The sequence below is a fragment of the Sphingomonas sp. GW821-FHT09B04 genome, assembly GCF_059418285.1.
The window spans coordinates 1214059-1228484 of the sequence record NZ_JBWKPO010000001.1 but is presented as its reverse complement, the minus strand read 5'-3'; the positions used below and the strand labels follow the sequence as shown (position 1 = coordinate 1228484).

14 protein-coding genes and 1 tRNA gene are annotated in these 14426 nt (G+C 63.9%); 10 read left to right on the top strand and 5 right to left on the bottom strand.

Going from position 1 to position 14426, the window contains the following annotated elements; all coding sequences use genetic code 11:
- Nucleotides 1–247 precede the first annotated feature (247 nt).
- Genes AC07NK_RS05805 through wecC form a run of 3 tightly spaced genes read left to right on the top strand, consistent with a single transcriptional unit; the run spans nt 248 to nt 3700 of the window.
- On the top strand, nt 248–1276 hold the full coding sequence (locus AC07NK_RS05805) for an NAD-dependent epimerase/dehydratase family protein (protein ID WP_495169606.1): 1029 nt from the start codon (nt 248–250) through the stop codon (nt 1274–1276).
- A 23-nt stretch (nt 1277–1299) separates the two neighbouring features.
- Entirely contained in the window at nt 1300–2427 is a 1128-nt protein-coding gene (gene wecB / locus AC07NK_RS05800; protein WP_495169605.1) for a non-hydrolyzing UDP-N-acetylglucosamine 2-epimerase, read from the top strand.
- Nucleotides 2411–3700, top strand: a complete 1290-nt coding sequence (gene wecC, locus AC07NK_RS05795; RefSeq protein ID WP_495169604.1) for a UDP-N-acetyl-D-mannosamine dehydrogenase — start codon at nt 2411–2413, stop codon at nt 3698–3700. Before wecB ends, wecC begins: the two co-directional genes overlap by 17 nt.
- Nucleotides 3701–3714: 14 nt before the next feature.
- On the opposite strand, the gene AC07NK_RS05790 is transcribed toward wecC, so the two are convergent.
- Nucleotides 3715–4764 carry a PDZ domain-containing protein gene (locus AC07NK_RS05790; RefSeq protein ID WP_495169603.1) on the bottom strand — a complete coding sequence of 350 codons (1050 nt, stop codon included), beginning with the start codon at nt 4762–4764 and terminating at the stop codon, nt 3715–3717.
- A 65-nt stretch (nt 4765–4829) separates the two neighbouring features.
- On the opposite strand from AC07NK_RS05790, the gene AC07NK_RS05785 reads away from it, so the two are divergent.
- Entirely contained in the window at nt 4830–5648 is an 819-nt protein-coding gene (locus tag AC07NK_RS05785) for a metallophosphoesterase family protein (RefSeq protein ID WP_495169602.1), read from the top strand.
- A 90-nt stretch (nt 5649–5738) separates the two neighbouring features.
- Here the strand turns inward: AC07NK_RS05785 and AC07NK_RS05780 are convergent, their stop codons facing one another.
- Entirely contained in the window at nt 5739–6035 is a 297-nt protein-coding gene (locus tag AC07NK_RS05780; protein ID WP_495169601.1) for a hypothetical protein, read from the bottom strand.
- Between the two features lie 271 nt (nt 6036–6306).
- Between AC07NK_RS05780 and AC07NK_RS05775 the strand changes: the two genes are divergently transcribed.
- On the top strand, nt 6307–6633 hold the full coding sequence (locus tag AC07NK_RS05775; RefSeq protein WP_495169600.1) for a hypothetical protein: 327 nt from the start codon (nt 6307–6309) through the stop codon (nt 6631–6633).
- Here AC07NK_RS05775 and AC07NK_RS05770 read toward each other — a convergent pair.
- From AC07NK_RS05770 to rpsU, 3 genes are all read right to left on the bottom strand, one after another.
- The gene (locus AC07NK_RS05770) at nt 6630–6803 is read right to left on the bottom strand and encodes a hypothetical protein (RefSeq protein ID WP_495169599.1); all 174 of its coding nucleotides are present in this window, start codon (nt 6801–6803) and stop codon (nt 6630–6632) included. The genes AC07NK_RS05775 and AC07NK_RS05770 overlap by 4 nt on opposite strands.
- Nucleotides 6804–6945: 142 nt before the next feature.
- Nucleotides 6946–7572 carry an FKBP-type peptidyl-prolyl cis-trans isomerase gene (locus AC07NK_RS05765; protein WP_495169598.1) on the bottom strand — a complete coding sequence of 209 codons (627 nt, stop codon included), beginning with the start codon at nt 7570–7572 and terminating at the stop codon, nt 6946–6948.
- A gap of 89 nt (nt 7573–7661) precedes the next feature.
- Entirely contained in the window at nt 7662–7868 is a 207-nt protein-coding gene (rpsU, locus tag AC07NK_RS05760) for a 30S ribosomal protein S21 (protein WP_010162663.1), read from the bottom strand.
- 224 nt (nt 7869–8092) lie between these two features.
- Here rpsU and AC07NK_RS05755 point away from each other — a divergent pair, with 224 nt between their 5' ends.
- The 5 genes from AC07NK_RS05755 to AC07NK_RS05735 all read left to right on the top strand — a co-directional run bounded on the left by AC07NK_RS05755 (nt 8093) and on the right by AC07NK_RS05735 (nt 14359).
- The gene (locus AC07NK_RS05755; protein ID WP_495169597.1) at nt 8093–9583 is read left to right on the top strand and encodes a S41 family peptidase; all 1491 of its coding nucleotides are present in this window, start codon (nt 8093–8095) and stop codon (nt 9581–9583) included.
- 140 nt (nt 9584–9723) lie between these two features.
- Entirely contained in the window at nt 9724–11022 is a 1299-nt protein-coding gene (locus tag AC07NK_RS05750; RefSeq protein ID WP_495169596.1) for an MFS transporter, read from the top strand.
- Nucleotides 11023–11065: 43 nt separating this feature from the next.
- On the top strand, nt 11066–12820 hold the full coding sequence (gene recJ, locus AC07NK_RS05745; protein WP_495169595.1) for a single-stranded-DNA-specific exonuclease RecJ: 1755 nt from the start codon (nt 11066–11068) through the stop codon (nt 12818–12820).
- Nucleotides 12821–12890: 70 nt separating this feature from the next.
- A tRNA-Glu gene (locus AC07NK_RS05740) sits at nt 12891–12965 on the top strand.
- Between the two features lie 164 nt (nt 12966–13129).
- Entirely contained in the window at nt 13130–14359 is a 1230-nt protein-coding gene (locus AC07NK_RS05735) for a tyrosine-type recombinase/integrase (protein ID WP_495169594.1), read from the top strand.
- Nucleotides 14360–14426: the final 67 nt, after the last annotated feature.

Sequence of the window (14426 nt, the reverse complement as noted above, 5' to 3'; positions counted from 1 at the left end):
CCGCGCGCTCGACCTCAATCGGATCAAGTCGCTCCTCAACACACCGCTGCTCATCGACCTGCGCAACATCTATCCCGCCACAGAAACCCATCGCGCTGGCCTCACCCTCGTCGGCATCGGCAAACCACAGCAGAGGCCGGACCGCATCTGTTGACCGCGCCCGTTACCCGCGCAAAGCTGCCAGCGGCGCTTGGCGATTTCTACGGCTTTCGGTGTGATGGCCGTTTCACCATCTGAGGTGCAATTCATGAACCCGCTTTCCGATCGCCGTTTCCTCGTGACCGGATCCGCCGGCTTCATCGGTTTCCATACCGCATCACGCCTGCTGGCAGCTGGTGCGCAGGTGCTGGGTGTGGATAATTTCAACGCCTATTACGATGTCGAGCTCAAGGAGCGGCGCAATGCGCTGCTCATGCAGAACCCCAGCTTCTCGCTGGCGCGCATTTCGATCGAAGATCGCGACGCGCTGGAAGGGCATTGGCGGGCATTCCGCCCGGACACGGTGATCCACCTCGCCGCACAGGCCGGTGTTCGTTACAGCATCGAGCATCCGGCCGAATATGTCGGTACCAATGTGACCGGCACCTTCAACCTCCTGGAGCTGGCGCGGCACAATCCGGTCCGCCACTTCCTCGCTGCGTCGACCAGCTCGGTCTATGGCGCGAACACCGAGATGCCGTTCGCCGAGACGCAGCGGACCCAGACGCCGATGAGTCTCTATGCCGCGACCAAGGGCGCGACCGAGCTGATCGGACACAGCTATAGCCACCTTTACAGGATTCCGCTCACCTTCTTCCGCTTCTTCACGGTCTACGGCCCCTGGGGACGACCCGACATGGCGCCGTTCAAATTCGTGCGCGCGGTGCTGAACGATCAGCCGATCGATGTTTACAACAATGGCGAGATGGCGCGCGACTTCACCTTTGTCGACGATCTGGTCAGGTCTATCGCGGATCTGGTCGATGTCGTGCCGGGCCGCGAGCCCGTGGCACCGTTTGACAGCCTGTCCCCCGTTGCCCCGTTCCGGGTCGTCAATATCGGTGGCGGCACACAGACCCCACTCATGACCTTTATCGCGGCGATCGAAGCCGCGACGGGCAAGGAAGCACGCAAGAACTTCCTGCCGATGCAACCCGGCGACGTTTATGCGACCGAGGCGTCCCCGGCATTGCTTCGGACGCTGATCGGATCGGCGCCGGCGACCCCGGTCAGCACCGGCGTGCAAGCGTTCGCCGACTGGTATCGCGAATATTATGGGGACGTGACGGGTCTTTAACGCGGCGGCGATATAGAGCGGGTATGAGCAAGAAAGTCCTGGCGATCTTCGGCACCCGGCCGGAGGCGATCAAATTCTTCCCCGTCGTGCGGGCATTGGCGGAGGTGCCGGGGCTGACGGTCAGGACGTGCGTCACCGCGCAACATCGCGGGCTGCTCGATCAGGTGCTTGAGATTGCGGGGATCACGCCGGACATCGACCTCGATCTGATGGAGCCGGGCCAGTCGCTCGACCGACTGACCGCAAGGCTGCTCACCGGACTTGGCGAGGTCATGGATGCCGAGAAGCCCGATCGCGTGCTGGTACAGGGCGACACGGCGACCGCGATGGTCGGCGCGCTCGCCGCCTATTACCGCAAAGTGCCGGTGGGACATATCGAAGCGGGCCTGCGCTCGGGCGATATCTGGCAGCCCTGGCCGGAGGAGGTGAACCGCCGCATCGTCGCGCCGATCGCCGACCAGCATTTTGCACCGACGGAGACGGCAGCCGAGGCGCTGCGCCGGGAGAACATCGATCCCGCGACGATTCATGTGACCGGCAACACGGTGATCGACGCGCTGCTCGCTACGCGTGAGCGGATCGCAACGGAGCCAGCACTGGCTTCTGGGCTGGACCCGATCGCAGCACGCTTTGCAGACAAGCGGCTGGTGCTGGTCACGACCCATCGGCGCGAGAATTTCGGCGGGGGCATGGAATCGATTGCGCGCGCCATCGCGCGGATCGCCGACCGGCCCGACACCGCCGTGCTGTTCCCGATGCATCCCAACCCCAATGTCGTGTCGGTGATGGATCAGCTGCTGGGCGAACGCGCCAATGTCGCACGGATCGAGCCGCTCGATTACCCGACCTTCATTCGCGCGCTCGACCTGTGCGAGGTCGTGCTCTCCGACTCTGGCGGGGTGCAGGAAGAGGCACCCGCGCTGGGTAAACCGGTGCTCGTGATGCGCGAGACGACCGAGCGCCCCGAGGGAGTCGCAGCGGGCACCGCGAAGCTGGTTGGCACCGACGCGGACCGTATCGTTTCCGAAATCTCAACCCTGTTGGATAACAAGGACGCCTATCAGGCAATGGCCCGCGCCCACAATCCGTTCGGCGACGGTCATGCCTCGGCAAGGATTGCAAAGGTTGTTGCGCATGGATTCGGGCTCTGAACTCAACGTCGCTGTTATCGGGCTCGGCTATATTGGGCTTCCCACCGCGGCGGTAATCGCACGGACCGGCGCCAGGGTGCTGGGCATCGACGTGCATCAGCATGTCGTCGATACGATCAATGCGGGGAAAGTGCATATCGAGGAAGTTGATCTCGACGGCCTCGTCTCCGGCGTGATCGCGCGCGGCACGCTGCGCGCCTCTACCATTATCGAGCCGTCCGACGTGTTCCTGATCGCCGTACCGACCCCGTTCGGCGACAATCACGCGCCCGACATCGGCTATGTCCTTCAGGCCGCAACCAGCATCGCCGGGGTGCTCAAGGCTGGCGATACCGTCATCCTCGAATCGACTTCTCCCGTCGGCACGACCGAGAAGGTGGCGGAACTGCTCTTCAAGCTCCGCCCCGATCTCAAGATCCCGGGCCATTGCAGCGGCATCGCGGACGTCGCCATCGCCTATTGCCCCGAACGCGTGCTGCCCGGCCGCATTCTGGTCGAGCTGATTGACAATGACCGCGTCGTCGGCGGCATTACTCCGCGCTGCGCCCGCAAGGCGCTGCAATTCTATCGCCGCTTCGTGCGCGGCGCCTGCGTCACCACCTCGGCGCGTGCCGCGGAAATGACCAAGCTGACCGAGAATGCATTTCGCGACGTCAACATCGCCTTCGCCAACGAGCTTTCGATTGTCGCAGACGGTATGGGCATTGACGTGTGGGAGGTGATCCGTCTCGCCAACCGCCACCCTCGCGTCAACATCCTTTCGCCCGGGCCGGGCGTGGGCGGCCATTGCATTGCCGTCGATCCGTGGTTCCTGGTCGCCGCTGACCGTGAGAACACGCCGCTGATCCGTACCGCGCGAGAAGTGAATGACGGCAAGGTCGATTTCACAGTCGCGCGCGCAGAGGCGCTGATCGCGGCGCATCCCGATGCGCCGGTCGCGTGCCTCGGCCTCGCATTCAAGGCCAACATCGACGATTTCCGCGAAAGTCCTGCGCTGCACGTCGCCGAGGCACTCGCCGCACGGTACGGGTCACGCATCCGCATCGTCGAGCCCTATGCCCGCATTCTGCCCGAGAAGCTCGCGAAGACCGGCGCGTCGCTGATCGACATCGACACCGCGCTGGAGACCTGCCCAATCCTGATCGTGCTGGTCGATCACGATGTGTTCAAGTCCGTCCCGGTTGCCGAGCGCGCCGACAAGCACGTCTACGACACACGTGGCATTTGGCCCGATCAGCCCGCTCCGGCGGAGGCCATGCCCCCGTCAGGTTGAGCGCTGCCTGAGACTCAGCGCCCCTTGACGAGCAACGGTTGCCAGTTGCCGTCGAGCGGCTGCGCCCGCCGCTCATAAAAACCGGGCAGCGGCACCTCGGCACCGGCAGCGGCGATGCGCGCAGCCTCTACCGCTACCGTCGCCGCGCGATCCTGGAATCGCGGATGCGAACGACTGCGGATCTGGCCTTCAAGGAGCTTCGGCCCGATCTCGCGCCAGAAGCGCTCGGCGATCTCGGGCGCGTACCCCGCGCGGGCGAGCAGATGAACTGAAAGGATGTCCGCCTCGATCTCGGTCTGGCGGAACAGGCCGACATTCCGGCCAAGACCCGAAGCGAAGCCGAACCCCGCACCTGCGGCGGAAAGCCGCTCGCGATGGCGAAGGATGTTGTGCGCCAGCTCATGCGCGACCACCGCCGGGAACAATTCGGCCGGCGTGTCCTCAAGATAGCGGGAGGTGATTTGAATGAGCTCGCCATTGGCACGCGCGTCGAATGCGTTCGCGATGCGAAGCTCGTACCGCGTCCGGCATGCAGGAACCGGTGCGATCACAAGGTCGTGCTCGACCTTCTGCCGGCGAACGGTCAGGGAAATGGGATCTGACGGTGACAGCCCGGCCAGCTGTGCGTGCAATCCCGCGAGGGTGGCGGTGGTCATCTCGCCGCTGGTCTCGGCCGGAACGATTCCGCCGATCCGTACAATCGCGTCATCCGGGCGGACGCCGGCGCGCTCCGCCGGGCTGCCCGGCACGACCCCTTCTATGCCAACCGGCGCCGACAAGCCGAAATGCGCCCGAATACGGCTGCGGGCAGTAGACGGATACTGGTCGATCGCGTGAATCTGCAGACCAGTTCCCGGTTCCCTGCGATCACATAGCGCTGCCGCTGCCACACTCAGCCGAAACCCGGCTGTGGCGAGTTGCATGTCCGCAGCCCGCATCGCCTCGAGCTGGATGCCGAGATCGTCCCGTTCGGCGGCAGGGCCAGGCGCGGCCAGGAGCAATGCCCCGATCACGACCAGGTTGCGCCCGGCCACGCGTGCAACGATATTCAACGGTTCAATCATTGGTCATCTTTGAACGATCAAGGTTGCATGGAAAAGCGGACAGGCGCTATCCGCCGCCGCAAACAATGATCGGTCCCATGCTTCGCCGCCTTCTTACAGCGTTTTCCCGCAATTCCGCATCGCCTGCACCACAAGGATCGATGCCTGCCGGCATTCGGGTCTATGCCGTCGGCGATATTCATGGAAGGCTGGATCTCCTCGACACCCTGCTGGCCCAGATCGAGTCCGACAATGCGGCTCGGCCTCCAGCCGAATCAATCCTTATCTTTCTGGGTGACCTGGTCGATCGCGGCCCCGATTCGGCGGGGGTCGTCCAGCGGTTGATTGATCTGGCTGCACGCGTCGATTCGATCCGATTTCTGCTCGGCAACCACGAGGAAGTTTTTCTCAAGGCGCTGTCCGGAGATCAGAAGGCGCTATCCTTCTTCATCCGGATCGGCGGCAAGGCGACGATTTTGAGTTACGGTGTCAGCGAGCAGCAATATCGCGAGAGCGACTTTCCTGCCTTGCTGGAATTGATGCGTGAGCAAGTTCCAGTCACACACATCGAATTCCTCCGTACATTCGAGGATATGATCATTCTCGGTGATTATGCGTTCGTCCATGCAGGGGTTCGCCCCGGAGTCGAACTCGCCGATCAGTCTGCCCCAGCACTCCGTTGGATTCGCGAGGAATTTCTCGATCACAACGAAACCCTGGAAAAGATCATCGTTCATGGACACACCATCCGCGACGAGGTCGAGGAGCGAGTCTGCCGCATCGGTATCGACACCGGCGCCTACGCATCGGGGAAGCTGACCGCGATGGGATTCGAAGGTCAGGAGCGCTGGATTCTTCAAACGAATGCGCGCCCCGGAACCGTAATCGCGGATGAAAGTTATTGACCGGTGCCGCATATCGAAGCTGAGGCCACGCGGCGGTGCCGCGCACCGGTCACGGCATAGCTTGTGTGGCGCCCGTGCAACGGCGGAATTTCATTCGCTTACGGTGGTGAAATTGCCGGTTGATAGCGGAGAACGCTTGTGCCATTCCGCGACGGTAGTTAGAATTGACAGCTGTATATCTAGAGGGAGTTTATTGATGCGCTTGGCTAAGATGATGATGGCCGTTGCGGCCTGTTCGCTTGCAGCGTCGCCGGCACTGGCGTCGTCGTCGGCTTCGAAGCTGTCGATCTCGAATTCCGCGGCAGCCCGCGCGTCCAGCGAAACTGGCAAGTCGAACGAAGCAGTCGGCGGCTTCCTGATCCCGCTGATCGCCGTTGTCGCGGTCATTGGCGGCATCCTCGTTCTGGTTGACGGCGACGACAATCCCGACAGCAACTAAGTCGGGCTGTCCCGAATGGAAAAGGGCGGCCATTGGCCGCCCTTTTTGTTTGCCTGCGCGGATCCCGGACGAACGAACGAGCCGCCGCCGAGGTCACGCCTGAGCAACAGCCTCGCCATGACCCGAAATTGCACTGCCAAGCAGTCACGCAGCGCTGACCGTCATTCCCGCCTGCCCGCGCCTCTCGACTGTCGCCCACAACCTGCATAGCGCGGACTCATGTTCGAATTCTACGCTGCGATCAAAGATGCGATCGGTAACGATACCGGCCTCGGCAACACCATCCTCCATATCCATGGCGGCATGCTGGTCTTCCTGATCGCGCGCCTGATCTCAGGACGATCGATCGGCTCCTTCGTGCCCTTTGCTGCGGTGCTGGTGCTTGAACTCCTCAACGAGGGTATCGACCGGATCAATCACGGCTCCTGGCGCTGGGACGACACCATGATCGACCTGGTTAGCACCCTGTTCTGGCCCTTAGTACTCAGTCTCGCAGTGCGGTTGCGGCCCGACCGGCGGGAGATCGCCCCGGGTCTGGACAGCTAACGCGCAGCCGGCACTACTGCCTCGACAAGGGATCGCTTCTTCGGACCCGGCTCGACCGGCAAGCGCGTTACGGCTGCGACGTCGAGCGGGACGTAGCCCCAACCATCGAACAGCATCGGCACCTGCGAGCGTTCGTCATCCGGGACAAGCTCACCCGTATAGCGCCGCATCACTCTTCCCCTTCGGCGATTCGTGCATGTCGCGAATCGGGGGTGAGCTTAACCCGGCGACTGCGCGCGTCTTCGCACTTGCGGCAAACCATGCGACGCGCGCGATGGCTCGCGGATCAATGTCCGAGGATCGGGCGCGCGATCAGCGACCCTGCGGCTGCTCGGCGCCCGGAGGAGGGCCGCCCGGCATCCCGCCGCCGCCCATCTGCTGCTGTTGCTGCATCATCTGCATGAACTGCGCCTGGGGCATGAACTCGAACAGCTCGACCTCGAACACCAGCAGCGAGTTGGCGGGGATCACTTCCTTGCCCTGCTGGTCCTTGCGCGCCTCAGCGCCATAGCCCAGCTCAGGCTTGATCCACAGGCGGTATTTGCCGCCCTTCTTCATCAGCTTGAGCGCTTCGCTGAAGCCGGGAATCATGCCGGTGACAGGCAGCGGGGTCGGCTGCTGGCTGGCGTCGAACTGCGTGCCGTCGCGCAGCGTTCCCTTGTACATCGACAGGGTGATGTCGCCATCCGTGGGGCTGCCGCCGGCACCTTCCTTGAGTACTTCATACTGAAGGCCCGAGGCAGTCTCGATCACGCCCGGCTGGCTCTTGTTCGCCGCCATGAACTTGTCGTTCGGCAGCGCGCCGCGAATCGCCGGGGTATTCGTCCCGAACCAGGCGAGCGCCACCGCAATGGCTACCGCGGCGGCAATGCCAACCCAGAGCCAGATGAGATAGCTGCGCCTGGTCGGCGGAATCGGCACGGCGGTGACGGACGACATGGATCAGCTATCCCGGATTGCCGCAGCGGCGCGCGGCTGGAAAGTCACAGAGGGTCGCGCCACCCCGCATGGATGGCGCCACGGCGGCCTTAACGGGCGCCGTCACGCTCCATGCGCTTGCGCTCAAGCTTGCGCGCGCGGCGGACCGCAGCGGCACGCTCACGGGCGCGCTTCTCGCTCGGCTTCTCGTAGTGACGGCGCAGCTTCATCTCGCGATAAACGCCTTCACGCTGCAGCTTCTTCTTGAGCGCCCGCAGCGCCTGGTCGACGTTATTGTCGCGAACGATGATCTGCATAAGCTCGTCTCAACTCCGAATCATATTCAATAGAAATGGGTTCGCCGGGGCATTTACCCCGGGCGTTGGGACGCGCCACTAGCAGGGAGGGGGCCTAAACACAAGGGTGCCCGCCCGGTTCGCGCTTGCCTTTTCGCATCGGGTGGCGATGATCGCCGCATTGTTGTGGCGCAGGTGCGCCGGCAAGCGCTGGCGGACGTGTAGAATTGAGGTAAGTAACTGAAATGAAACGCGTATCCAGCAACGCTGCCCGCCGCATGACGGCAATGACTGCGATCGTTGCCCTGCTGTCCGCCTGCGGCGGCGCAGGAACCGGCGTCGTCGGCGGGGGCGGCGGTGGAGGGTCTGGCGGCGTCACACCGACGCCGACTCCGACTCCTTCGACCGGCACCTGCTCGCTCCGGTCACGCCAGGACTGGGTCGCCGCGCGGATGAACGAGTGGTACCTCTTCCCCGAGACGCTGCCCTCAAGCCTCAACCCGGCGGCCTATGCCGACGTGCAATCCTATATCGATGCGCTCACCGCGACCGCGCGAACGCAGCGCAAGGACCGCTATTTCACTTACATCACCTCGATCAAGGAAGAGGAAGCCTACTATAATTCCGGCTCCAGCGCGGGCTATGGCTTCCGACTCGCTCTCGACGGATCGAACCGGCTGGTCATCACCGAAGCGTTCGAGGGCGCACCCGCACTGACCGCGGGAATCGATCGCGGGGCCGAGATTGTCGCCATCGGCACCAGCGGATCGACGCTGCGCACCGTCGCCTCAATCCTCGCAAGCGAGGGCACTGCCGGGCTCAATAATGCGCTCGGCACCTCCGCGGTGGGCACGACCCGCACCTTCCAGATCCGCGACACCGCGGGCACGCGCAACGTCAACATTACGATGGCCGACTATAGCCTGGCCCCGGTTTCGACGCGCTATGGCGCCAAGGTGATCGACGATGGCGGGCGCAAGGTCGGCTACATCAACCTGCGCACCTTCATCAACACGGCGGAAACGCCGCTGCGCAACGCCTTCGCTACATTCAAGGCGCAGGGAGTCACTGAGATCATCATCGACCTGCGCTATAATGGCGGCGGACTGATTTCGGTCGCGGATCTCATCAACAATTTGCTGGGCGCGGACAAAACGACGTCGACCGTCGCCAATTATGTGAGCTTTCGTCCCTCCAAAGCCTCGAACAATGAGACCGTCTATTTCGCGCCCCAGCCGCAATCGATCACCCCGACCCGGATCGCCTTCATCGGCACCGGCGGCTCGGCCTCGGCGAGCGAATTGGTGATGAACACCTTCATCCCCTATCTCGGTAATCGATCGGCACTGGTCGGCACGAACACCTATGGCAAGCCGGTGGGTCAGATCGCGCTCGACCAGGCGGCATGCGACGACCGGCTGCGCGTCATCGCCTTCGCGCTCGAGAATCGCGACCATCAGGGCGCCTATTATGATGGCCTTGCCGGCTTTATGGGCGCGACCTGTCGGGCGAGCGACGATATCAGCCGCCCGCTCGGCGACCCGGCCGAAGCCTCGACGCGCGCAGCCCTCGACTTCCTTGCCGGGCGAACCTGCACGCCGATCAGCGCCAGCGCATCGGCAAGCGCCCCGGGACTTAGTCCGCAGGCGGCACGCGAGCAGGTCGAGGCGCCGATGGAACTGCTGACGCCCAGCCGGCCGACCACCCCGCAGCGCGAAGTGCCGGGGTCGTTCTAGCCCCTCGTCCGCTCCTTTTCCGTCACCCCGGCCTTGTGCCGGGGTCCACCGGGAGGCAAGCTGGCCCATAGAGGCTGGTAGTCAGCCCTCCGGGAACCGTGGACCCCGGCACAAGGCCGGGGTGACGGTGAGGAGTGGGGATGACAACGACGGCCGCGAATGAAACGCTAACCACGCGCCAGCGCCTCAAATCGATCTTCGGCGGATCCGCGGGCAATCTGGTCGAATGGTATGACTGGTACGCCTATGCCGCCTTCACCCTCTATTTCGCGCCGCACTTCTTCCCCAAAGGCGATCAGACCACCCAGCTGCTGAACACCGCCGCGGTGTTCGCGGTCGGGTTCCTGATGCGCCCGATCGGTGGCTGGCTGATGGGGGTCTATGCCGACAAATACGGACGCAAGGCGGGGTTGACGCTTTCGGTCTCCCTCATGTGTGCCGGATCGCTGCTGATCGCGGTGACACCCGGCTACGCAACGATCGGCTGGCTGGCGCCGGCGCTGCTCATCTTCGCGCGGCTGATGCAGGGGCTGTCGATCGGCGGCGAATATGGCGCCAGCGCGACCTATCTGTCGGAGATGGCGGGGAAGAAGCACCGCGGCTTCTTCTCCAGCTTCCAATATGTGACGCTGATCTCCGGCCAGCTCATCGCGCTGACCGTGCTGCTGATCCTGCAGGCGTCGATGAGCGAAGCAGCGCTCGAGAGCTGGGGCTGGCGAATCCCGTTCTTCATCGGCGGCGCGCTGGCGGTGATCGTGTTCTGGCTGCGGCGCGGACTCTCGGAAACCGAGAGCTTCCGGAATGCGAAGGCCGAAGGGCGCAAGACCGGCGCGCTGGCGCTGCTGCGCGAGCATCCCGGCGAGTTCCTGCTGGTGATGGCGCTGACCGCCGGGGGCACGCTCGCCTTCTATGCCTATTCGATCTACCTCCAGAAGTTCCTGGTCAATACATCAGGTTTTGACCGCGAAACCGCGTCGGAAATCAACGCCGCGGCGCTCTTCGTCTTCATGTGCCTCCAGCCGCTTGCCGGTGCGCTATCCGATCGCATCGGCCGCAAACCCCTGATGGTCGGGTTCGGCGTGCTGGGCGTGCTGTGCACCTATCCGATCTTTACCGCGCTGGAGAGTGTGACGAGCGTCTGGGCGGCGTTCGCGCTGATGCTTGGCGCGCTGGTGATCGTCACCGGCTACACCTCGATCAACGCGGTAGTTAAGGCTGAACTGTTCCCGGCTCATATCCGCACGCTGGGCGTCGCCCTGCCCTATGCGCTCGCCAACGCGATCTTCGGCGGCACCGCGGAATATGTCGCGCTGTGGTTCAAGAATGCGGGGTTCGAGCCCGGCTTCTACTGGTATGTGACCGCGATGATCGGCGTGTCGCTGGTCGTTTACCTGCGCATGCGCGACACACGGACACATAGCCGTATCCTTGAAGACTGAGCCGGCGATTCCCCTTCCCGCCGATCCGCGCTAAGGCATCGCGATGAATCCCGTGCTCAACGTTCACAGCTCGATCCTTGGCCAACCCTGGCGCTGGCGCGGGCTGGAGGCGGACGCGCGCGACCCCGGTTTCGCGCCCGACGATCTGGTGACTCAGCTGCTGCTGACGCGGGGCTGCGCGCGGGAGGAGCTGGAGGCACACCGCAATCCCAGTATCCGCGCCTTCATGCCCGACCCATCGATCTTCCGCGACATGGATACGGCGGCGGAACGGCTCGCCGATGCCGTACAAGGCGGCGAGGCGGTGACGATCTTTGGCGACTATGACGTCGATGGCGCCACGTCGGCGGCATTGCTGATCCGGCTGCTGCGCGACCTGGGTCTCAATTCCCGTGCATATATTCCCGATCGGCTCATGGAAGGTTACGGCCCCTCGGGCGAGGCACTGGTTCGGCTGAAGCGCGAGGGCGCCGACCTGATCGTCACCGTCGATTGCGGCGCGATGGCGTTCGACGCACTCGCCGAGGCGAAAGATGCCGGCGCCGAGGTGATCGTGGTCGATCATCACAAATGCGTGTCGCAGCTGCCGGTTGCGCTGGCGCTGGTGAACCCCAACCGGCTCGATGAAGAGGAAGGCCGCCTTCACGGGCACCTCGCCGCGGTGGGCGTCGCCTGGCTGCTCGGTGCGGCGCTGGTCCGGGTGTTGCGCGGCCGCGGCTTCTTTGCAGACCGGGCCGAACCCAAGCTGCTTGACCTGCTCGATATCGTCGCATTGGGCACGGTGGCCGACGTCGCAGCGCTTAGAGGGTTGAACCGCGCATTCGTGGCACAGGGCCTCAAGGTGATGGCGCAGCGCCGCAACATCGGCCTGAACGCGCTGATCGAAGCCAGCCGCCTCACCCGTGCACCGACCGCGACCGATCTTGGCTTCGCGCTTGGGCCGCGGATCAATGCCGGCGGGCGCGTCGGCAAGTCCGACCTCGGTGTACGGCTTCTGACCACACAGGACGCCGATGAGGCGCGGGGAATCGCCGAGGAGCTCAACCGCCTCAACGAGGAACGCCGCGCAATCGAGACCGAGGTGCAGCAATCGGCCGAGGCGATCGAAGTAAACGGCGCGGTCGCGGTGGTCGCCGCGCGCGGCTGGCATCCGGGCGTGATCGGAATCGTCGCCGGACGCCTCAAGGAAAAGCTCGGGCGACCCGCCATCGTCATCGCCGTGGGAGAGGACGGGATCGGCAAGGGCTCCGGCCGCTCGATCGCGGGGGTCGATCTCGGCGCAGCGATTCTCGCTGCCAAGGAAGCCGGGCTGCTGATCGCGGGCGGCGGGCACGCGATGGCCGCAGGCGTCACCATCGCCGAAGGGCAGATCACCGAATTCACTGCATTTCTCGAAGCCAAGCTCGCCGCAACGGTTGAGCGCGCCGCCGGGGAGCGCGCGCTGCTGCTCGACGCAGTGCTCGCGCCCGGCGGGGTCAATCCCGCGCTCGTCGACGCGATGGAGGCAGGCGGGCCCTATGGCATGGGCTGGCCCGCTCCGCGCGTCGCCACCGGCCCGGTCCGCATCATCAAATGCGATATCGTCGGCACCAACCATGTTCGCGCCATCGTAGCGGGCGAGGATGGACGCAGTATCAAGTGCGTCGCCTTCCGCGCTGCCGACACCCCGCTCGGTCTCGCGCTACTCGGCGCACCACGCGATCGCCGATTGTGGATCGCCGGCCGTGCGAAGATCGACGACTGGGGCGCGCGGCCCGCCGCGGAAATCCATATCGAGGACGCCGCCTGGGCAGATTAGTGCACGATTGTGAGCGGAATGGCCCTTGACCCGGTCGTCCGGGTTGCCTAGTGCGCGCCCTCGCCTTCACGGCCCCTTCGTCTAGCGGTTAGGACGCGGCCCTTTCACGGCTGAAGCACGGGTTCGATTCCCGTAGGGGTCACCACCTTCGTTTCCCAGAGGGTGCCAGAACATGCCTTAAATGGCTGTTTTCTACGGGTTTTTAGTGGTATAAGCGTTTCATTCGGAACGGCTGGATACCGCTACATACCAGCAAATCGATGGTATATCTGATGGTGTCTCGCCGGTCCGGGGATCGGAGATACCATCATGGCGCTTTCCGTTGTTGCGATCAAAGCGGCCAAGGGCCGCAGCAAGCCCTACAAGCTGACCGACAGCGACGGTCTTTACCTGCTGGTGGCGCCTAGCGGTGCGCGCTACTGGCGGACGAACTATCGCCACCTCGGCAAACAAAAGACGCTGGCGTTCGGCGTATGGCCCGACACCGGCCTTGCCGATGCCCGTGAACAACGCGACGCGGCCCGCAAAGTGCTGGCACGCGGCGAGGATCCTGCTGAGAAAATCAAGCTTGAGCGGATCGCCGCGAGCATCGCCGCCTCTAACAGCTTCCAGGCGGTCGCCGACGAGTGGCTGGTGAAGGCCGAGAAGGAAGGTCGCTCGGCCGCTACAATGAAGAAGCTGCGCTGGCTGCTCGACTTCATCAACGTGTCAATCGGCAAGCGGCCTATCGCGTCGATCTCCGCGCAAGAGTTGCTCATCATGCTCCGCAAGATGGAGGGCAAGGGGCGCTACGAGACCGCCAAGCGGCTGCGCAGCACGTGCAGTCAGATATTCCGCTACGCCATCGCCACGGCACGCGCCGAGCGCGATGTTGCCGCCGATCTGCGCGGCGCACTGATAGCGCCTCAGCCGGTCCACCGTGCCGCGATCACCAGCGCGGATGCAGCCGGCGCCTTGCTTCGCGCTATCGAAGCGTTCGAAGGGCATTCCAACACCAAGGTGGCGCTTCGACTGCTGCCCCATGTGTTCGTGCGGCCAGGCGAGCTGCGCCACGCCGAATGGATCGACTTCGATTTCGAGAAGGCGCTGTGGACGATCCCACCGCACAAGACCAAGATGCGGCGGGCGCATATCATTCCCCTCTCCCGACAGGCGCTCGCGATCCTCCAAACCATCGAACATGATGCGAAGTACAGTCGCCATCTGTTCCCGTCGCTGCGCTCGGTCCATCGTCCGATGTCGGAGAACACGATCAACGCGGCGCTGCGGCGCATGGGCTATGCGCAGGATGAAATGACCGGTCACGGCTTCCGGGCAATGGCAGCAACGTTGCTCAACGAGATGGGCCTATGGCATCCCGACGCGATCGAACGACAGCTCGCCCATTGTGACAATAATGCTGTGCGCCGTGCCTATGCGCGGGGCGAGTACTGGGATGAGCGTGTGCGAATGATGCAGCACTGGTCAGATCACCTCGACTTCCTTCAAGGTGGCGCCAAAGTGCTCAAGGGCAGATTCGGCAAGGTCAAGTATCAGTAGTACCGACAGCTCTTGGGCCGTTAGCAGAATGGCAGCTTTCAAGACGCCGAACGCGATAACCAGACGT